Origin of the sequence: Microbulbifer okhotskensis, assembly GCF_023895975.1 — a bacterium.
Classification (GTDB): Bacteria; Pseudomonadota; Gammaproteobacteria; order Pseudomonadales; family Cellvibrionaceae; genus Microbulbifer; species Microbulbifer okhotskensis.
Genome location: NZ_JALBWM010000046.1, coordinates 1 through 19,873 on the forward strand (window position 1 = coordinate 1; position 19,873 = coordinate 19,873).

Annotated in this window: 21 protein-coding genes and 1 tRNA gene; 10 read left to right on the plus strand and 12 right to left on the minus strand. The window is 54.9% G+C overall.

The window, feature by feature from the left end; all coding sequences use genetic code 11:
- Nucleotides 1-136 precede the first annotated feature (136 nt).
- From MO867_RS11700 to MO867_RS11730, 7 genes are all read right to left on the minus strand, one after another.
- Nucleotides 137-478: a hypothetical protein gene (locus MO867_RS11700; protein WP_252467013.1), complete on the minus strand. Its 342-nt coding sequence runs from the start codon at nt 476-478 to the stop codon at nt 137-139.
- A gap of 713 nt (nt 479-1,191) precedes the next feature.
- Nucleotides 1,192-1,267 (minus strand) — tRNA-Phe (locus MO867_RS11705).
- Between the two features lie 125 nt (nt 1,268-1,392).
- Nucleotides 1,393-1,668 carry an oxidative damage protection protein gene (locus tag MO867_RS11710; RefSeq protein WP_252467015.1) on the minus strand — a complete coding sequence of 92 codons (276 nt, stop codon included), beginning with the start codon at nt 1,666-1,668 and terminating at the stop codon, nt 1,393-1,395.
- A gap of 15 nt (nt 1,669-1,683) precedes the next feature.
- Nucleotides 1,684-2,769, minus strand: a complete 1,086-nt coding sequence (mutY, locus tag MO867_RS11715) for an A/G-specific adenine glycosylase (RefSeq protein WP_252467017.1) — start codon at nt 2,767-2,769, stop codon at nt 1,684-1,686.
- A gap of 79 nt (nt 2,770-2,848) precedes the next feature.
- A complete protein-coding gene (locus tag MO867_RS11720; RefSeq protein WP_252467029.1) occupies nt 2,849-4,987 on the minus strand; it encodes an AsmA family protein in 2,139 nt (712 codons plus the stop codon).
- A gap of 176 nt (nt 4,988-5,163) precedes the next feature.
- Entirely contained in the window at nt 5,164-7,245 is a 2,082-nt protein-coding gene (locus MO867_RS11725; RefSeq protein WP_252467031.1) for a TonB-dependent receptor, read from the minus strand.
- 83 nt (nt 7,246-7,328) lie between these two features.
- Nucleotides 7,329-7,628 carry a hypothetical protein gene (locus tag MO867_RS11730; RefSeq protein WP_252467033.1) on the minus strand — a complete coding sequence of 100 codons (300 nt, stop codon included), beginning with the start codon at nt 7,626-7,628 and terminating at the stop codon, nt 7,329-7,331.
- A 116-nt stretch (nt 7,629-7,744) separates the two neighbouring features.
- Here MO867_RS11730 and hisB point away from each other — a divergent pair, with 116 nt between their 5' ends.
- From hisB to hisF, 4 genes are read left to right on the plus strand one after another with little or no spacing between them, the layout of a single operon-like run.
- Nucleotides 7,745-8,332 carry an imidazoleglycerol-phosphate dehydratase HisB gene (gene hisB / locus MO867_RS11735; protein WP_252467044.1) on the plus strand — a complete coding sequence of 196 codons (588 nt, stop codon included), beginning with the start codon at nt 7,745-7,747 and terminating at the stop codon, nt 8,330-8,332.
- Nucleotides 8,332-8,982 (plus strand): imidazole glycerol phosphate synthase subunit HisH, encoded by a 651-nt coding sequence (gene hisH, locus MO867_RS11740; protein ID WP_252467046.1) that lies wholly within the window; start codon nt 8,332-8,334, stop codon nt 8,980-8,982. Before hisB ends, hisH begins: the two co-directional genes overlap by 1 nt.
- Before the next feature lie 58 nt (nt 8,983-9,040).
- Nucleotides 9,041-9,772, plus strand: coding sequence for a 1-(5-phosphoribosyl)-5-[(5-phosphoribosylamino)methylideneamino]imidazole-4-carboxamide isomerase (gene hisA, locus MO867_RS11745; RefSeq protein ID WP_252467048.1), 732 nt, complete (start codon nt 9,041-9,043; stop codon nt 9,770-9,772).
- Nucleotides 9,772-10,533: an imidazole glycerol phosphate synthase subunit HisF gene (gene hisF / locus MO867_RS11750; RefSeq protein WP_252467050.1), complete on the plus strand. Its 762-nt coding sequence runs from the start codon at nt 9,772-9,774 to the stop codon at nt 10,531-10,533. Before hisA ends, hisF begins: the two co-directional genes overlap by 1 nt.
- Nucleotides 10,534-10,572: 39 nt before the next feature.
- On the opposite strand, the gene MO867_RS11755 is transcribed toward hisF, so the two are convergent.
- The 3 genes from MO867_RS11755 to gpmI form a co-directional block, all read right to left on the minus strand.
- On the minus strand, nt 10,573-11,937 hold the full coding sequence (locus MO867_RS11755; RefSeq protein ID WP_305884245.1) for a S41 family peptidase: 1,365 nt from the start codon (nt 11,935-11,937) through the stop codon (nt 10,573-10,575).
- A gap of 387 nt (nt 11,938-12,324) precedes the next feature.
- Nucleotides 12,325-13,452, minus strand: coding sequence for a murein hydrolase activator EnvC family protein (locus tag MO867_RS11760; RefSeq protein ID WP_252467073.1), 1,128 nt, complete (start codon nt 13,450-13,452; stop codon nt 12,325-12,327).
- Nucleotides 13,452-14,999, minus strand: coding sequence for a 2,3-bisphosphoglycerate-independent phosphoglycerate mutase (gpmI, locus tag MO867_RS11765; RefSeq protein WP_252467084.1), 1,548 nt, complete (start codon nt 14,997-14,999; stop codon nt 13,452-13,454). The genes MO867_RS11760 and gpmI overlap by 1 nt, the downstream gene beginning before the upstream one ends.
- Nucleotides 15,000-15,216: 217 nt before the next feature.
- On the opposite strand from gpmI, the gene MO867_RS11770 reads away from it, so the two are divergent.
- The 6 genes from MO867_RS11770 (at nt 15,217) to smrA (ending at nt 18,636) form a co-directional block, all read left to right on the plus strand.
- Complete coding sequence (locus MO867_RS11770) at nt 15,217-15,633, plus strand: rhodanese-like domain-containing protein (RefSeq protein WP_373565884.1); 417 nt, start codon at nt 15,217-15,219, stop codon at nt 15,631-15,633.
- A gap of 39 nt (nt 15,634-15,672) precedes the next feature.
- Nucleotides 15,673-15,933, plus strand: a complete 261-nt coding sequence (grxC, locus tag MO867_RS11775; RefSeq protein ID WP_252467089.1) for a glutaredoxin 3 — start codon at nt 15,673-15,675, stop codon at nt 15,931-15,933.
- A gap of 159 nt (nt 15,934-16,092) precedes the next feature.
- Nucleotides 16,093-16,584: a protein-export chaperone SecB gene (secB, locus tag MO867_RS11780; protein ID WP_252467091.1), complete on the plus strand. Its 492-nt coding sequence runs from the start codon at nt 16,093-16,095 to the stop codon at nt 16,582-16,584.
- A gap of 137 nt (nt 16,585-16,721) precedes the next feature.
- Nucleotides 16,722-17,174, plus strand: coding sequence for an acyl-CoA thioesterase (locus MO867_RS11785; RefSeq protein WP_252467093.1), 453 nt, complete (start codon nt 16,722-16,724; stop codon nt 17,172-17,174).
- Nucleotides 17,167-18,030, plus strand: coding sequence for an SDR family oxidoreductase (locus tag MO867_RS11790; RefSeq protein WP_252467095.1), 864 nt, complete (start codon nt 17,167-17,169; stop codon nt 18,028-18,030). The genes MO867_RS11785 and MO867_RS11790 overlap by 8 nt, the downstream gene beginning before the upstream one ends.
- A gap of 18 nt (nt 18,031-18,048) precedes the next feature.
- A complete protein-coding gene (smrA, locus tag MO867_RS11795; protein ID WP_252467097.1) occupies nt 18,049-18,636 on the plus strand; it encodes a DNA endonuclease SmrA in 588 nt (195 codons plus the stop codon).
- Between the two features lie 82 nt (nt 18,637-18,718).
- Here smrA and MO867_RS11800 read toward each other — a convergent pair whose 3' ends face one another.
- The gene (locus tag MO867_RS11800; protein ID WP_252467099.1) at nt 18,719-19,279 is read right to left on the minus strand and encodes an META domain-containing protein; all 561 of its coding nucleotides are present in this window, start codon (nt 19,277-19,279) and stop codon (nt 18,719-18,721) included.
- A gap of 64 nt (nt 19,280-19,343) precedes the next feature.
- A complete protein-coding gene (locus tag MO867_RS11805) occupies nt 19,344-19,817 on the minus strand; it encodes an META domain-containing protein (protein ID WP_252467101.1) in 474 nt (157 codons plus the stop codon).
- Nucleotides 19,818-19,873: the final 56 nt, after the last annotated feature.

The following is a 19,873-nucleotide window of genomic DNA, read 5'->3' on the forward strand; positions in this document are numbered from 1 at the left end:
ATCTGGCCGTGGTTCCTACCTATTTCGCCCCCTAAAACTGTCCGAAGTATTGTTTCAGCCATTCCTACCTTTTCTTGCCCTGTTAAGAATCTTACGAATAATGCGTGTTGATAGCCTAGCTGTTCACGGAAAGCAGTTAGTTTTGAATGATCTTTGAAGCTTGCTTCTCGATTGGTGGATTTTTAACTTCAATTGCTAAAAGATTTTCTGTTGTAATTCGTCTATGAATAATAACGTCTGGTACGACTTCACGCTGAAAAATATGTCCCTTGGGAGAGATTGCATACATTAATTTTTTAATATCATTCCCTTCTCGATCATATTTACAATCTATAGTCCAACCTGGAAAATATGGCGTTAATTTTGTTGCTAACTGGTGAGAGATGGCTTGTTCGCTAATATTATTTTGAAGGGCGTCACTTTGCTCTTGTATGAAATCATATAGTGATTTCTCAACATCTATTCCCTCTATTTTCACATTTCCTCCGCATCTCTAACAGTAAATTAAGGGTTCTTCCGCAAGTTACCTTCGTCTAGGCCATTTCAGAAATCTATAAAATTTCCAGGATAGACTTCCAACTATCGGTTTCTTTGCCGCTTAGCTTATTGGCCATCATGGTGACTTTCCCAACCACTGTAATAAAAAGAATCACTCCCCCAGAAATGATATCACTTCCCTTCTTGTGATTTATTAAAGGCCAAATCCTATCAACCCAATAAGTAGCTTTAAAACCCGTAGCACACAGTAATCACACACCTACCAAATTTCAAAATTCTACAAATCTTCCTGGGGCAACCCAAACCAATAATTTCCCGCCAAGCCCCGCTAACTCTACGGCCTCCCGGCCACTCTGATCAAAAAAACATACCGGCAAACGGGCCGCCGGTCACTCCTCCCCACGCCTGCCGACTTTTGGCTTTCTTTTGGTTGGTGAAATTGAGGAAGAGGTCGGGCTATGAGGTGGTGCGGGCTCTAGGGCAAGTTGGCTTTCCACACAATAATGAAGAGTTTTGAAGAGAAGTGAAGAAGGGTTTCGTCTAGGCCGACAGCGGATCACTGGTGCCCACAGGTGGGGCAATTGAGAACCAAAAAAATTCTACGTGGACACTTTAGTGGTTTTTGGCGTTAATTGGCACGTTTAGAAAACAATAAAAAACCCGCGAAAGCGAGTGCTGACGCGGGTTTAAATATGGTGCCCGGAGGCGGAATCGAACCACCGACACGGGGATTTTCAATCCCCTGCTCTACCGACTGAGCTATCCGGGCTTCGCGATTTTTCTGGGTTGCCCCTGTGTCGCGAGGCGCGTATTAAAGCCCTTCCCCATGTCCGAGTCAACCCTTTGATTGTAAAAAGTTTTTTTTCTTTATTGAGGGGGCTTTGGAAGGCCGAGTTACTGCTGTTCTGGAGGCACGTAGCCGTCAGCGGCGTCATATGCTTCACCGCTTAGGAACTTCATCATCTGGTCGCCCAGGTAGGCGCGGCTCGAGGGCTCCATCATGTTCAGGTGTTTTTCGTTAATCAGCATGGTTTGGTGGGACATCCATTCCAGCCAGGCTTTCTTGGAAACATGCTCGAAGATGTCCATGCCTTTGGGGCCGGGGAAGGGCGGTGCATCCAGGCCTTCCAATTCCTCTTGGTACTTGCGACAGAATACGGTTCTGGACATGGACTCCTCCTGATTTTAGTCGGCAGTGGTTGGGGCGAGCAGGGGGGCCTGCAGCGCCACTAGTTGTTTTGCCAGCTTGACGATAGGGGCGGGTAGCCCCAATTCCTGGGCCGCGCGAGGGCGGTTTAAACGTCGCAGTTTATACCAGCCTGCGCCGCTCTCCGCTACCCGTGCGGGGACTTTGCCCAGCTGTATCCACACCGGGGAAATATCCAGGTGGAAGTGGGTAAAGGTGTGGCGTAGGGTGGGCAGCGTTTGGATCTCATCGGCGCGCCAGCGTCGGGCTTTGAGCCAGTCAATTGCACTGTCGGATTCCGGGGGGCACCAGAGTCCGCCCCAAATGCCACTGGGTGGACGCTGTTGCAGGTAGATATCTCCACTGTGTTCCAGCAGTAATAGTGTGGTGCTGCGCAGAGGCTTTTCCTTGCGCGGTTTCTTGCCAGGGTAATCTTGTGGGTTGCCCTGAGCGTGGGCCACGCAGGATTTCTTTAGCGGGCACTCTTCACAGCGGGGTTTGGAGCGAGTGCACAGGGTGGCGCCCAGATCCATCATCACCTGGGTATAGTCGTTCACACGTTTGTCCGGGGTGTAGGTTTCGGCCAGTTCCCACAATTGATTGGCAACGGCGGTTTGTCCAGGCCAGCCCTCCACCGCGTGGAATCGGGCCAGTACCCGTTTGACGTTGCCGTCGAGGATTGGCGCCCTGAGTCCCATGCTGATACTGGCGATAGCGCCGGCAGTAGAGCGGCCGATGCCACTCAGCCCAATGAGCGCTTCCACATCGCGGGGGAATTCACCCCCATGTTCCTCAGCGATTGTCTGCGCGCATTTGTGCAGGTTGCGGGCTCGGGCGTAATAGCCGAGACCGCTCCAGTGCGCCAGGACCTTGTCCTGGGGCGCGCGGGCGAGACTTTGCAGAGTGGGGAAGCTCTGCATAAAGCGCTCAAAGTAGGGGATCACCGTGGTGACCTGAGTCTGTTGCAGCATGATCTCGGATACCCACACGCGGTAGGGGTTGATGTCCTGCTGCCAGGGGAGGTCTTTGCGCCCTTGCTTGTCGAACCATTTCAGGGCGGCGTTTTGGAATTGCTTTGGGGTCATGGGGATACTGCGGGGCTGGAGTCTGTGAATGAACGCGGAAGCGGTGCACCGGGTGGGCCCGGTGCACTTTGGCGGGGCCTTAGCGGCCGAACAAATTTTTCAGTTTTTCTTTCAGTTCGTCGACCTTTTCTTCCACTTTATCGCCATATTTCTTTTTGGCTTTGTGTTTTAGCTCCTCGCGTACTAAGTCGTCGAGGCGGCGGCTGTCCGGTTTGCAGGTGCTGATATTCACATCGTCGAAGTCGCCTTTGCAGCGCAGCGGCAGCGGCCGGTTGCGCCAGCGCTCGTTGCGCACGGTACAGCCGTCGGCAGAGGTACTCTCACCGACCAAGGCGAGACCGAGTTTGAAGTCGAAGTCCTGCTTTTTCAGGTCTACTTCACCATCGCCGGTAAGGGCGATATTTTCGATGCCGGCAAGAATTTCACTTACCTCAACATCATTCCCTTTGACCGCGATGGTTGCTCGCAGGTCTTGCAAACCGGTGCTTTCGGGCCAGTCCCGCGTGGGCATTTCGGTGCTCTCGGCATAGCTGAACAGCTGACACATGTTTTTCTCCAGATTGAATGGAGAAATCGTCATCTCTTTACTGGAAACCTTTACGGAGGCGCGCAAGTTTTTTTGTAGGTCTACAGAGGTTTTTCCCTGGGTCTTGGCGTCCCAATTGACACTGGCTTTGCCGGCCAGCTCGACCTCTTCACTGGGGAACAGCGCTTCCTGTACCTTGCCGATATCCACGTCGGTAAGACCACCGCGCATTTGTGCCTCGGCGGACTGGGCACGGGCATTGAGTTGGCCATTGGTGTTTAGCTGACCGCCATAAATATCGGCACTGAGTTTCTGTAGGCGGTAGAGGCCGTTGTCGATGGTGAGCTGTATCTCTGGGCTGTCCATCTGCAAGTCGGCGGCACGCAGTTGATCCAGGGCCAGGCTGATATTGGCATTGAAGCCGCGCAGTTCGCTGAGTGGCAGCGGCTGTGCTGTGGGTTGCGCCGTTGCCGTCTTGGACTTAACCGCCTGGGACTGGTCGCTTTGTGCGGTTTGCTCCACTTGTTCAGTGCCGCTGGCTGCTGGGACCTTGTCGTCACTGGAGCCCTGCTGTGTTTGCGCTGCTTGACCTTTTTCCTCTGAAGACGGGGGCAGGTAGTTGTCCAGGTTAAAAGCGCTGCCGCGTAGATTAAGGTCCAGTCCAGGCATTTCTGCATTGCGCAACTGGGCATTACCACTGAAGGTGGCATTGTCCAATTGCAGTTGCAGCGGGGTTAGGTCGAGCTTTTGCTCGGTACCTTCGATGCTGGCTTCAATACTCAGTTTTTGCAGAGCGGCTTTATCGCGGGTGTCGATTTCGGAGCCGGTCAGTTCGAACCAGGGGCGCAGTGGGTCGGCACTGGCATTGATATTTAACTGTATGCGCCAGGGCTGGGTGCTGCTGTCCCTGCGCAGGTAGCCGCGCATATGCAGGCTGGCCCTGGCAGTGTTCTCAGAGGTGAAATTTACTTGCAGCGGTTGCAGGCGCAAGCCGTTAAGCCCCTCATCCACAGCAAGCGTGCTGTCGAGTTTTAACTTCAGTGGGTGTTTCAGGTTGTTGCCGGTGATGTCGGCAGTGGCCGTGAGCTTGCCCGGTTCGCCGCCCGGCACTAGGTTAATAGCGCTTACCTGGAGGTCTTGGACCTTGTATTCCTTGTTGGTCTGGGCATCGTTGTAGAGCACCAGGCCTTTTTCGATGCGTAATTTTTGCAGGCTTAGCTCAACCTGTTGTTGCGCCGGTTCTTCCTGTTCTTTGGGGATGGAGAGTTTGGGGGGTTGTTTGCTCTGCGCTTCCAGGGCCTCAATAATCAGTTCCCAGTTGCCGCGCCCTTCTTTGTCGACCCTAAGCTCAATTTGCGGGGCTACCAAGACAATTTCTTCGGCCTCTACTTTGCGTTGCAGTAGAGGTTTGAGGGCCACACCGATGGCAATTTTGTCTGCCTTGACCAAGGTTTGTTTTGGCAGTTTCAGTGGTGCCAGCTGTACATTTTCCAGTTGGAGGCCGATCTTGGGCCATAGCTGCCAACCGATATCCCCTTCTAGCTGCAAGGAGATGCCCTGCTTGGCGGCGAGCTTTTCCAACTGCGGTTTGTATTGGTTGATATCGAGCCCTGCGAGCAGCCAGGCGACGGCGCCGGCGAGCAGCAGGAAGACAATCAAAAGTGCGATAAAAGTGCGCTTGATCCAGGCCATGGAGAGCATTGTCCCTGTTGTTTTGTAGAATATTAGTTGTGTGTTTCCACTTATCAGACGCCGCAGCGCGGCTCGATGTTCCCGCGCACTTCTACAAAGAGGTTATGCCGGAATTGTAGGAGATGCAGCCCCGCGAGGCTGGGAATGCGCTGCGGGGCCATTGAAGCAGGTGTGTGTCAGAAAATAAACCGCACACCGGCTTCGATACTGCGGCCCGCTTCGGGGGCGTAGTCGCGCAGTAGGGAGGTGGAGTTGCGGATTTCTTCATCGAGCAGGTTACGGGCGCTGGCAAAGATGACTGCGTCGCTGTCGCCAATATTGAAGTTGTAGTGGGCGCTCAGGTCCATACGGGTATAACCGTCAGTCTCGTCTTCGTAGGCGCCGGCGCGATTCTGGTCCGCAGCTTCAGTAGTGCGCCATTCCCAACCCCACTGATCGTATTCCGCTCCCAGGGCGATCCCAAGGCGCAGGGGCGGCATACGGGGTACGTCGGAACTTTCTCTGGCAATATCCTCATCGAAACTGGCGCGCACAATATCGCCAAACAGGGTCAGGGAGAGATTGCTGCGCAGGGGAAATTTCACCGAGGCTTCAGCACCGTAGAAGGTGGCATCGCGATTGGTATAGGCGTAAATGGGCAGCTCTTCATCAAACAGGTCATTGGTGTTCTGCGCGTAGATATAATCGCCGATGCGGTTAAAGAAGACACTGGCTTCAAACTGGGCGGCGTGCCAGCCACGGGCTGCTTCATTGTGGTGGTGATAGCCCAGCTCCAGATTAATGGAGCGCTCTTTGTCCAGGTCACTGTTTCCAATTAAGTATGTGCCCTCGGCCAGGTGCTCGCCGTCGGCAAACAATTCTTCGGCTACCGGGGCGCGCTCGGAGCGGGTGGCTCCGACACTGATATGTTGGTGCTCTTGCAGGAAGTACTGCAAGGTGGCGCTGGTGCTGAATAGATTGAAGTTGCGATCTTCTTCGTATTCCGGATCGACATCGACACGCCCAATACGTGCGCCCAGGTCCAGATGCCAGTTGCCCCACTCACGTTCTTTCATGGTGAAAAGGCCGGCACTACGGGTGCGGGAGGGCTGGATAAATGCCCCTTCGTCTGAAGTGAAGTCTTTATCGGACAGCTGTAGGCCGTAGGCACCGCGCCACTCGCTGCCACTGTCATGGGTGATTTCCAGCCGGCCCTCCCAAGCTTGGTTGGCATAGCGGGTACCGGCCGCGTCCTCTTCCAGCTCAACGTGTTCGTAGTCGTTGTAGCCGATGCGCAGGCGCATCTTGTCCCAATAATTGCTGTCGAAGCGGTGTTCGCCTTTGAGATCGTAGCGGGTTTGCGTCATATCGATGCGCACCGCTTCCACTTCGCTCTCTTCTTCATGATCTTCTTCCTCGTGCTCCTCTTCTTCGTGGTGGTGCTCGTGGGTGCCGAGGGGGATACCGTAGTTGTTTTCCAGCTTGTTGATGGAGAGGCCGAAATAGCCGCTGTCCGTAATCCAGGAAACACCGCCACTGTAGCTGTGGGCGCGGGCATTGGTGTTGCCCACGTAGCCGTCGGTGTTGAACCCCTCTTCGTGCTCGCCTTCGTCTTCGTCGTGATCGTGTTCTTCATGTTCGACAATCGCGAGACCGGGAATTTCGGTATCGTCGTTCTCGCGGTAGACACCGTCGAAATACCAGGCCAGTTGCCCGGCACCGCCGCTAAAGCGAAATACTGAGGCGTCTTGGCGGTTGGCGGAGTCGTGGCGAAGTTCTACCGCGCCTTTAACCTCCTCGGGCACCTCCGTAGGGATACGTCCGTCGATAATATTTACGACCCCGCCGATGGCGCCGCTGCCGTAGCGCAGGGCGGCGGGGCCGCGCAGTATCTCGATGCGCTCTGCCAGAAGGGGTTCGACACTGGCGGCGTGGTCGGCACTGGTACTGGAGGCGTCAGACACATCCAGATTGTCGTTCAGGATTTTCACCCGGTTGGCACTCTGGCCACGAATGACCGGCAGGCCGACGCCACTGCCGAAGGAGGCGTTGGCGACACCCGGTTGGTTTTTCAGGGTCTCGCCGAGAGTGGCGGAAGCGGCTTTACGCAGGGTCTCGCCGGAGAGTACCGATACGGGTGCGGCTACGGCATCAGCCGGCTTATCCAGAGGCGAGACAGTGACGTTAACTTCTTCCAGTTGATGGCTGTCTTTTGCGGCGCAAATAGCGGACACAGCCAAGCTGGCGATGGCCAGGGCCAAAGTGTTGAACTTAGACATTGGTTTTTATTCCTGTCACAGGCGGATGTCGCCATACGCGTACGAGCGCGGCCATCCGCTAAAAAATTATCAGTTTTTTGGGGTTAGTTGAGTGACAGGGAAACGGGAGGGGCGCGGGCATTCTGGCGCTCTGGCTGGCAATCGCGTGCTGTTGGCACAGAGGGCTGGTTGTAGTGACTTTGGGGCTCAGCCTGAACGAGCAATGGCTCGCTGCCGAGTGCTGCAGGTGAATGCATACAGCACAGGTCACACATTTCCACCTGGGTATTGCCCACGTGGAAGTGCTCCGCCCACAGCGGCTGAGCTGCGACTATGGCGAGTAGCAGAAACAGGCTGGCCCAGTATTGGGATTTTCGGCGCTTTAAGGTAACCATGCGCAGCATGATAGAACTTAACTGTTACGAATCAAGTTTCATCTGTCACTAGCGGGCCACAGGGAGTGTCATTCATCCTATAATTTGCGCCCTCTGTCTTATCGTCCCAATAAGGATTGCTCTCGATGCGCACAGCTAGCGTCACCCGTGACACCCTGGAAACCAAGATTGAAGTCAGCGTTAACCTGGACGGCCAAGGTCATGGCCAGTTCAATACCGGGGTTCCTTTCCTGGAGCATATGCTCGATCAAATCGCCCGCCACGGCATGATCGACATGGACATCAGCTGTGATGGCGATACTCATATCGATGACCACCATACGGTGGAGGATATCGGCATTACCCTAGGTAAGGCCATCACCCAGGCTTTGGGGGATAAGAAGGGCATGACCCGCTACGGCCACAGCTACGTGCCTCTGGATGAGGCACTCTCCCGCGTGGTGATCGATTTCTCCGGGCGGCCCGGCCTGGTAATGGACGTGCCTTTCACCCAGAAGCGTATCGGCAACTTTGATACCGAATTGTTCTACGAATTTTTTCAGGGATTTGTGAATCACGCGATGGTAAGCATGCATATCGACTGTCTGCGCGGCCACAACGCTCACCATCAAGTGGAAACGGTATTTAAGGCATTTGGTCGTGCCCTGCGTATGGCACTGACTCTGGACCCGCGTATGGCCGGTACTATGCCTTCCACCAAGGGAGTGCTGTGATGGGCAAGGTTGCGGTACTTGATTACGGCATGGGCAACCTGCACTCAGTGGCCAGTGCCCTGAACAAAGTGGCACCCGAGGCTGAAGTGGTGCTGGCTCAGACGCCGGAGCAGGCCGAGGATGCCGAGCGCATGATAGTGCCGGGAGTGGGCGCGATTCGCGATTGCATGGCGGGGTTTGTCGATGCGGGTTTTGCGCCGCTGCTGCGCGATGTTATTCGTGCGGGCACCCCGGTCTTGGGGATCTGTGTGGGTATGCAGATCATGATGCACCACAGCGAGGAAAATAATGGCGTTGACTGCCTGGGGGTTTTTTCGGAGCCGGTAAAGTTCTTTGGCAATAATATTCCGCCAACGCAGAGCGCCGAGCGTCTGAAAGTCCCCCATATGGGCTGGAACAGTGTGCAGCAGACGCAGTCGCATCCCCTGTGGGCCGATATTGCCGATGACAGTCGTTTTTATTTTGTTCACAGCTACTACGTGCCCGCGAATAATAACCCGGATATTGCCGGGCAAACGGAGTACGGTGTGTCCCTGGCTGCGGCAGTGGCCAGGGGAAATATCTTCGCCACTCAGTTCCATCCGGAGAAGAGCGCTGAAGCAGGCTTGCAACTGTTAAAGAATTTTGTCAGTTGGAATGGTCGAGTCTGATTCTGATAGAGATGACCCTCTGATCACATTGAAATTACCGCCGACGTAAAGAAAAGATATGATTGTAATTCCCGCGATTGATTTAAAAGATGGCCAGTGCGTTCGTTTGCGCCAGGGCGAAATGGATGATGCCACAGTGTTCTCCGATGACCCGCTCGCCACTGCACAGCACTGGGTAGACGAGGGCGCTAAGCGCTTGCATCTGGTGGACCTGAATGGCGCTTTTGCTGGCAATCCGGTCAACAGCGAAGCTGTGAACGCCATTGCCAGGCAGTTCCCCCATTTGCCGGTACAAATCGGTGGTGGTATCCGCGATCTGCACACGATCGAACGCTATTTGGATGCCGGTGTTCAGTGGGCCATTATTGGCACTGCAGCGGTAAAAAATCCCAAATTGGTAGCCGAGGCCTGCCGCGAGTTTGAGGGCCATATTATTGTGGGCCTTGATGCCAAAGACGGCCTGGTAGCCACTGAGGGCTGGGCGGAGGTTTCCGAGCTTAAGGCGACGGAGCTGGCTAAGCGGTTTGCCGATTGTGGGGTCAGCTCTATTGTTTATACGGATATCGCCCGCGACGGCATGATGCAGGGCGTTAATATTGAGGCGACCCTGGAAATGGCGCGCGCGGTGCAAGTGCCTATTATTGCCTCCGGTGGTGTCAGCAGTATCGAGGATATTGAACAGCTGCTGGAGGCGGGTGAAATCTACGGTGCGATTACCGGCCGGGCGATCTACGAAGACAAATTGAATCTGCGTGAGGCGCAGCAGCTCTGCGACCAACGGAACAAATAATGGCTCTGGCGAAACGTATTATTCCCTGCTTGGATGTTGACGCGGGTCGCGTAGTGAAAGGCGTGAATTTTGTCGAAATCCGTGATGCCGGTGACCCGGTGGAGATAGCCCGCCGCTATAACGAAGCGGGAGCCGATGAAATTACTTTTCTCGATATCACCGCCACCCACGAGCAGCGAGACACCATCCTGCACACAGTGGAAAAAATGGCTCACGAGGTGTTTATCCCGCTCACGGTAGGCGGCGGTGTACGCACTTTGCAGGATATCCGCAACCTGCTGAATGCCGGTGCCGATAAGACCGCGATTAACTCAGCCGCCGTTAAGAACCCGGAGTTTGTGCGCGAGGCGGCCGAGCGCTTTGGCAGCCAATGTATTGTGGTAGCTATAGATGCCAAGCAAGTTGGCGAGGGCCGCTGGGAAATCTTTACTCACGGCGGTCGCCAACCTACCGGTATCGATGCGCTGGCTTGGGCTCGGCAAATGGCCGACTATGGCGCAGGGGAAATTCTGCTCACCAGTATGGATCGGGACGGCACCAAGAATGGTTTCGACCTGGCCCTGACCCGGGCGGTTACCGAGGCGGTGCCGCTACCGGTCATTGCCTCCGGCGGCGTGGGGAATCTGCAGCATCTGGCGGATGGTGTATTACAGGGTGGTGCCGACGCGGTGTTGGCGGCGAGCATTTTCCACTTTGGAGAGCACAGTATTGCCGAGGCGAAAGCCTTTATGCAGAACGCGGGAATTGAGATGCGTCTGTAGGGCTCGAGTGCGGCGAGCGCTGGGCCCGCCACACGCTGTTTACTGCTGTTCGTCTGCGCGGGCAAGGCGCTCGCGCAAACCCCTATCCCTGTCCCTGTGAGCGTAGAGATTGAGGCCCTTGAGCACATTGAGGGCTTCGAAGATTTGGTTGTCGCGGTCCATCCAGTCTTCGCGACCTTCCTGTTCCCGTGAGCGGTCTTCAAAAGTGCGATCGGCGCCACCGTTGCCATTGTTTAGGTGACCGGCCAGATCGGCCTCCGTAGGCCGCGGCGAATCATCCAGGCGGGTGACTTTTACCCGTTCCACCACTATGTCAGGAGTGATGCCCTGGGCTTGGATTGAGCGGCCATTGGGGGTGAAGTAGAGCGCAGTGGTGAGTTTGATCGCGCGCTCATTATTGATTGGAATGACGGTTTGCACTGAGCCTTTCCCAAAACTGTCGGTACCCATCACCACCGCGCGGCGGTGGTCTTGCAAGGCACCTGCAACAATTTCCGCCGCTGAAGCGGAGCCTGCATTGATCAGCACTACCAATGGGGCGCCTTCAGTCAAATCGCCCGGTTCGGCGGAGTAGCTCAGGTTGGCGGCTTCATTGCGGCCTTCGGTATAGACTACCAGGCCCTCTTCCAGGAATGCATCGGCTACTTCCACTGACGATTGCAGTACGCCGCCGGGGTTGTTGCGCAGGTCGATAACCAACCCCTTTAGCGAACCTTTCTTTTGCAGCTTGATCAGCTCTTCGGTGACATCGGCTCCGGTATCCAGCTGGAATTGGCTGATGCGCAAATAGCCGTAACCTTTGTCGAGGATTTTGCTACGTACACTGCGAACGCGCACCGTATCCCGTTTGAGGGTGACATCGAAGGGTTGTTTGTGGCCTTTGCGGGCGATCGTCAGGGTAACGCTACTGCCTTTGGGGCCGCGCATCCATTCCACTGCCTCGTCGAGGCTGACGCCTTTCATGGATTTGCCCGACAGGCGCAGGATCATATCACCCGCTCTGAGGCCCGCGCGCGAGGCGGGAGTGTCATCCATCGGGGTCACAACGGTGATATGGTCGTTCTCGATACCGACTTCGATACCGAGGCCGGCAAATTCGCCCGTAGTGTTGGCCTGCAGGTCGTCAAATGAGCGACGATCCAGGTAGGAGGAGTGCGGATCTAGGCCCTGCAGCATACCTTTAATGGCATATTCCAGCAGGGTTCGGTCGTCCACTTCCTCGATATAACCCTGGCGAATCTGCTCGAATACTTTCGCAAAGCTGCGCAGGTCTTCCAGTGGCAGGCGCGCTGCACTGTCTGCAGCCATACGCTGTTGGGTATCGCCGTCGGTTAGACCCATTAAAGGCAGGGCTGTCAGAGCGGCCGCGCCGATCAGGGTCGTCAGCGCCTTGGGTATGAACATATTGTTGTGACCTCTGCCTTATTTCTTCGCTGCTTTGCGAAAGTGTAGACCGCAGAGATTGGCAGGGATTCTAAGTGAACGCCAAATTCTACAGTGTCACAGCCTTAGTCGTCATAAGCCCAGGGGTCTTACAACTGGACGGAACCCCGGTTTTCCCCGCTATTGGCGGGTAACTTAAAGTCGTTATTCCGGGCCTTTGGTTTAAAGCGTTCTCATTAATTAGCACAGGGACGGGACCAGAGTTGTAGCCTGGGGACTATTAGGCGGGTCTGTGATCGCGAGTGCCAATGTTTGTGAGCCACGATCCCTGTGTCTTGGTTGGGCGCCGCGCCCAGGATAAGGGTGTCCGTGCCATTGCGGCAGCTGCAATCCGGCCAATCAGTGGCTTCAGGCACGACACCAAACTGTTGGATCTTGAGCCTTGCCACGGTGGCGGATTTCGAAATAGACACCACTCTGACTAAGGCCGCCGCTGTTGCCTACCCGTGCGATGGTGTCCCCACTCTCCACCCACTCGCCGATATTACGGGTGAGGGATTGGTTGTGAGCGTAGAGGCTCATATAACCCTCGCCGTGGTCGAGGATGACAAGCATGCCGTGGCCACGCAGATAGTCGGAAAAAACCACACGTCCGCGATGTATCGATTGAACCGGACTGCCCTCCTTAGCGCGCAAGGTAACGCCCTTCCAGGTGATGCCATTGGCGCGGCGCTGTCCGTATGCATTGGCGCGACGGCCTTTGACTGGCCACTGCATCCTGCCGCGCTGGCGTGCAAAGGGTTTCTGCTCTCCGGGGCTCACCAGAGTAGCGATAGCGTGGCCCACCTCGTCGATCAGTTTTTGCAGACGCGAGCGGTCTCCCTGTAGTTGTTGGAGTTCGCCACCACCGTTGGAGAGGCGTGCGGCGAGTTTCTCCAGGGTGAGCTTGCGGTTCTTTTGCGCATTGTGCAGTTTGCTCTGGCGTTTTTGCAGCTGCTCACGTTCTGCTTCCAGGGTTTCGCGCTCGCGCTCAATGGATGTAGTTACAGTGTCCAATGAAGCGAGGGTTTCCAGGTAAGAGTCTATGATGCGGCTGCGTTCTTGGAGGAAGTAATCGTGGTAGCGGAGATGGCGGGCGACGTTCTGTGGATCTTGCTGGTTGAGGAGGAGTTTGATCTGCTCCTGTCGACCTAGTCGGTATGCGGCGGCGATCTCCTGTTCGACCCGCCGCTGCATACTTCGTCGCGATTCTTGCAGCTGTTGTTGTTCTTGCTGCAGTTCGCGCAGCCGCTCAGAGCGACTGCGCATCCCCTCCCGGATCTGGTCTATGCGCCGGTGTAGCCCGGAAATATCCTTCTCATTATCTTCCAAATCTTCTAGCAACTGATCGCGCTGGCCGCGCACTTGGTTGAGCTCCTGTTGTAAGGATTCAATACGTTGCTTGATTTCCGCGAGGCGCGCCTGCTCATCGCCTTCAGCCTGGCTCCAGGCGGGCAGCGACAGCAGGGTGATCAGAAAGAGTGCGAGAGTTTTCATCAGTCCATTTTTACCAAACTTTGGCCGGTCATTTCCGCCGGCTGTGGCAGATCCATCAACGCTAACATGGTTGGCGCTACATCCGCCAGACTACCTCCGTCACACATTTGCACATTGCGCGAACCGACATAGACGAAAGGCACGGGCAGGGTGGAGTGCTGGGTACTCACTTGGCCAGAATTGGCATTAAACATTTCTTCGACGTTGCCGTGGTCGGCGGTGATCAATACTTCACCACCGGCGTTTAGCGTGGCGTTCACCACCTGTTCGACACATTGATCCAGGGCTTCTACGGCTTTTACTGCGGCTTCGAATACGCCAGTGTGGCCGACCATATCGCCGTTGGCGTAGTTACAGATAATCGCGTCGTACTCGCCACCTTGGATTGCGGCCACCAGTTTGTCAGTGAGTTCCGGCGCGTTCATTTCTGGCTGTAGATCATAAGTGGCCACATCCGGGGACTTGATCAGTTCACGGGTTTCGCCGGTGTAGGGCGCTTCACGGCCACCACTGAAGAAAAAGGTGACGTGAGCGTATTTTTCGGTCTCGGCGATGCGCAGTTGGGTTTTTCCCTGTGCAGACAGGAACTCACCCAGGGAATTGATCAGGTTTTCGGGGGGAAAGGCGCAGCTGGCGTGGATATCGGCAGCGTATTCAGTGGTCATGACAAAGTCGGCCAGCTGTGGTTTTGCCTCGCGCTCAAAACCGTTGAAATTTTGTTCGGTGAAAGCGCGGGTCAGCTGGCGTGCGCGGTCCGGGCGGAAATTCATAAATATGAGGGCATCTCCGTCCTGGATAGGCGCGGACTCGCCAATCACTGTCGGAGCGACAAACTCATCGTTTTCACCGCGTTCGTAAGCGGCGGCCAGCCCTGTCAGGGCATCGTTTGCACGATGTTCCGCAGTGCCTAGTGTCAGCATGTCGTAAACAGATTTTGTGCGCTCCCAGCGTTGGTCCCGATCCATTGCAAAATAACGGCCGGCCAGGGTGGCCATATGGGCGTTGCCGACGGCATCACACACCTGCATCAAGCGCGCCAGGGAGGGCTCAGCACTGCGCGGTGGTGTGTCGCGGCCGTCGAGGAAAGCGTGAACATAAATAGCGCGGGCTCCACGCTGGGAGGCCAGGGTCACCATGGCGACGATGTGGTCCTCGTGGCTGTGTACACCGCCTTCGGACAGCAGGCCCATGATATGCACTGCCCCATTATTGCGGACGGCTTTGTCGACCGCCGAGGTGTAGACCTCGTTGCGGAAGAAGTCGCCATCCTGGATCGCTTTGTTGATACGGGTGAAGTTCTGGTACACCACGCGCCCGGCACCCAGTGTCATATGACCCACTTCGGAGTTACCCATTTGGCCATCTGGGAGGCCTACGGCCATGCCGGAAGTCTGAATAAGAGTCTTGGGACGGGAGGCCCAAATTTTGTCCCACACCGGAGAGTTGGCGGCGTGAATCGCATTGTGCTCAAGATTGTCGCTGTGGCCGAAGCCGTCCAGAATCAACAGGACCAGGGGGCGTTTTTGCGGGGCTTGGGTAGCGGCCATAGCGACAGTATTCCTCTTCCGGGGGTATAAATTGCGGACGCGGATTTTAACCTGTGAAGCGGCCATTTAACCATGTCATTTAGCTTAAGCCAGATTACATCACCGTTGGGGCGGTGGGATTTGGCTGGTTAGAATTTCGCCACGATAGTGTATACTCCCGCCGGTATTGGGCGCCGCTGCGCCCTATCAATAACCACTTATGGATTTTGGGGGCGGAGTGGATTTTTTGGACTTTTTGAGTGAGCAGTGGCTGCTGGTCGGCCTACTTGTGGCACTGCTTTACGCTTTTGTTTTGAGTGAACGATACAAGTCTGGTGTGCCGGCGTCTCTGCATGAAGTTACCAAGCTGATCAACAGCGATGGGGCCAAAGTACTGGATATACGCGATCGTGGCGAGTTCACCGCTGGACATATTGTTGACGCTGTACATATTCCCCACGGCGAGGTAACGGATCGTATTGCCGAGTTGGAACCGCTGAAGGATAAGACCATCATTGTCGCCGACAAAATGGGTCAGCACGGAGGTCCTGTAGGTCGCCTGCTGAAACAAAAAGGTTTTCAGGTACGCCGCCTGCAGGGCGGAATGAGCGAGTGGGCCAACCAGAACCTGCCGGTGGTCAAGGGCAAGGGGTAGTTGGGTCAATAAATTGATGGCATTTGGTGGAGTTTTGTAATGCAGGGTGTAGTGATTTATACCACTCGTTTTTGCCCATACTGCATCCGTGCGAAGCAGGTGCTCGACAGCAAGCGGGTCGCCTACCGTGAAATTCCTGTGGATAACGACCCCGCACTGCGCGCGGATATGGCCGCCAAAGCAGGTCGTCGTTCGGTGCCACAGATCTGGATTGGCAAGCGTCATGTGGGAGGCTGCGATGAGCTGATGGCGCTGGAGCGCAGTGGCAAACTGGATAATCTGCTGAAAGCCGCCGGTTAATTGGAAATTGACATGACCGGCAACACGCGGTCCCCAATTTTTGCTATTTATCCGGTCAGGGCCTTGAAACAGTTTGTGTAGGCCCCAACTTTTGGCTCATATGCGGAGCCTTTCTCACGGAAGGCATTAATAAATTTTTTATAATGAACAGGCAGTAACATGGCTGAAGAATTAAACGGCGCGGCGGCAAACGCAGAGGCTCCTCAGGTTCAATTTGCAATGCAACGCATCTACCTGAAAGACCTCTCTTTCGAAACTCCGATGGGTGTTGAGGTCTTCAAAAAAGAGTGGAAGCCCCAGGTAAACCAAGAGCTGAATACCAAGACAGCCAAGGTTGACGAAGATCTGTATGAAGTTGCCCTGACCCTGACTATCACCGTGAAGCTGGAAGAGGACACCGCTTTTCTGGTTGAAGTAAAACAAGCTGGCCTGTTCGGTATTAAAGGCCTAGAGGGCCAACAACTGGCCCAGGCACTGAACACCGCCTGCCCGCAAATTCTGTTTCCCTACGCCCGTGAAGTAATCGACAACGCAGTAGTCAAGGGCTCCTTCCCTGCTCTTATGCTGCCACCGGTGAACTTCGATGCCCTGTTCGCTGCGGCCCTGAACAAGGCGCAGAAAGAAGCCGAGGGTGTACAGGCGAACGCATAATTCGCTTTAGCCCCGATAAAACGATAAAAAGGTCCCTTAACGGGGCCTTTTTTTATAGCTGTAATCCAGAGGAGATAAGTTTTAACCTTGTGAAACTATTTCCTGTTTTGCGCTTTTAATTGAGTCGGGAGTTGCTTATGCAGTGGGATTTAGCCAATCCATTTGTTCGCAGTGTGGTGGTCGGAGCAGAGCATGTCGATGGCCTGCGCCATGCCAACAACGCGGAATATGTACGCTGGTGCGAGGCTTCCGCTTGGGCGCACAGCGCGGCTCTGGGCTTGGATGTCACTAATTATCAGCAGCTTGACCGGGGAATGGCCATTCGCCACAGCGAGTATGACTATATACTGGCGGCGAGAGAGGGAGAGGAGTTGATATTTGGTACCTGGCTGACCGACATGGATGGGCGACTGAATATGACTCGTCGCTTTCAGGTGTTTCGTGCCGCCGATGAGGCTGTGGTATTGCGGGCCGAATGGCGGTTGGTGTGCATTGAGCTTTCCAGTGGCAAGCCAAAACGCATACCGGCGATCTTCAAGGAAATTTACAGTCCGGCAGTGACTGCCCCGGAGGCTGAGAAAAATGAGTGAAGAGTTTATTACCCTGACTGAAAATTCAGGGGTGCTTAACAACAAGACCATCTTTATTACAGGTGCCAGCCGCGGTATCGGTCGTGCTATTGCCCTCAAGTGCGCGGCGGACGGTGCCAATATCGTGATTGCGGCCAAGTCGGCCGAGCCCCACCCAAAGCTGCCCGGCACTATTTTTTCGGTGGCAAAGGAAGTTGAAAATGCCGGCGGCAAGGCCCTGGCGCTACAAGTGGATGTGCGCGATGAACAGCGGGTAGAACAGGCGATGGCTGAGGCCGTCGATAAGTTTGGTGGTATTGATACGGTCATTAATAATGCCGGTGCCATTAACCTGACCAATGTGGAATCCACACCACCGAAGCGCTATGACCTGATGCAGAGCATCAATAGCCGTGCGGTATATCTCACCGCCCACCTGGCAATTCCTTACCTGAAGAAAGCGGACAACCCGCATATCCTCAGTCTGTGCCCTCCGCTGAACATTCAGCCCAAGTGGCTCGGGCCTTTCGCGCCTTATGCGCTGTCAAAGTTTGGTATGACTATCCTTAGCCTGGGGCTGGCAGAAGAACTGCGCGAAGTCGGCATCAGCGTCAATACCTTGTGGCCGCGTACATTGGTGGCTACCGCAGCGATCGAGTTTGCGGTAGGGAACCGCGAAATGTTTAAACAGAGCCGCAAACCCGGAATTATGGCTGATGCGGCCTACGAAGTGCTGACCACACAAGATGCGGCTTTAAGTGGCCGCCAGTTAATCGATGAAGAGTTGTTGGCGGAGCGCGGTGTGAAGGACTTCACCGGCTATGCCCACAATCCGGCCAACGCAGACAACTTAACCAAGGATTTATTTCTCGACTGACGCTGGTAGGGGGTATTTGTGAGCAGCGACAGCAAACTTTTTAAAGATGCTCTCGGGGAGATGGGAGACGTCAAACCACTGGCGCAGGAACGCTGCGTTACTTTGCGTAAGGAGCCTAAACAGTCCGAGTTGATACTAAGGGAGCGTCGTGCAGCTGCCACTCACAAGACAGAGCGGGAATTGAACCCCCTTTCCGGTGAATATATCGATTTGGTGGCGCCATGGGACCCACTGGAATTTAAGTGCGACGGTGTACAGAACGGCGTCTACCGCAACTTTCGCCTGGGTAAGTACAGTGTGGACGCACGTCTCGACTTACACCGTCACTCCGTGGAAATGGCGCGCAGTGCAGTGATGGAATTCGTACGAGACTGTGTCCAAGCGGATGTCCGTTGCGCGCTAATCACTCACGGCAAAGGTGAAGGGCGTAAACAGCCGGCGTTACTAAAAAGCTGTATTAAGCACTGGCTACCGCAATTAGATGACGTATTGGCGTTTCACAGTGCTCAGCCGCAACACGGTGGACTCGGTGCGACTTACCTGTTGCTGAAGAAGAGTCAGCGCAAGCGCCAGGAGATTTGGGAAAAACATCAGAGACGGGGCTGAATAGGTCCTTGTAACGCCCCTGTCATTTCTGCAGGTTAAGATGTGCCGCTGTGGCTTTCCTCCAGGGAATGCTTCTTATAGCTCACCTTTTTGATTCTTCTTGATTGTGATTTTGGCGACCCAAAGGGTCGCCTTTTTTATAGGGGCGCGCCTGACGATAACTGCGATCCACCAGGTCGAACTCAATACGGGAGCTACCATCGGTACTACTCAACATCATTTTATTCCCCACCACAACCATCAGTTCGGATTTTCTCAGGGCGTTAAGGTAATCGATTTCCAGTTCATCGCTGGGTTGCAGCTCTCCCATACGGGAAATGGCGGGGATACGCTGCCAGCTGATGGCCCCAGTGCTGGCGAGGGAAAAGCGTCCCAAGTAGGGATTAATTCCGCCGTTACCACGTACATAGCCAAAGCGGTCGCACTTGAAGAAAGGCCTGTTTCGCCAGAACTTACTCCACATCAGCGTCGATTCATAGGTGCGCCCGGAATAGGACAGGCTCGCTAAGACCCACTCCTGATCACAGGCGGACCAGGCCGATCGCTGCAGCTGGGGGACAGGTGGCGTTGGCGTACTACATCCTGAGAGCGTTAGGCCGCACAGGGCTGAAATCAGTAGTAAGTAGAAAGTACGACGTGGCATGATGTCGTTCTCATTATTTTTGCGACATTAAACCTAAAAAGTGACTGGCCGTCTGTGGCGGCGTTCAAGGACCGGCGTTAAGGTATTCTATATAGATTTCACCCGAGGGGTCACGTAATATCAAGCGGCTCCCACGAGACTTGGTAAAAGCTTGGCGAGTACCAGCAAGGGCAAACAAGTAAGTGTTTTCTTGTTGTATTTGTAGTTCGGACCCGCTCATCTTTGTCGATACAAAGCTGGATGTATCCCACAATAGCTGGCCGTTTCCGGTTACCTGCACCTCGCCGCGATAGGTATTGATTCCGCTTCTTCCCATCACATTGCCTTGCAGGTTGCACAGGAAGGTAAAGTCTGTGGGCCTTTGAATGGGAACAACGGCGCCACGGACACGTAAACGTACCAGTTGCCACTTCTTCCCGCACACAGCCCCCATGCTGCCTGCCGACTGTACAACCTGGGCCTCTTCAACGCGGTTTGTGAGACAGCCGCCGATAACCAGCAGGGCTCCTACCAGCCATACTTGTACTAACCTGCTCATCGACGAATAACTCCCTAACTCAAATCCTTCTTCTGCACCCACATACCGATCAGCCA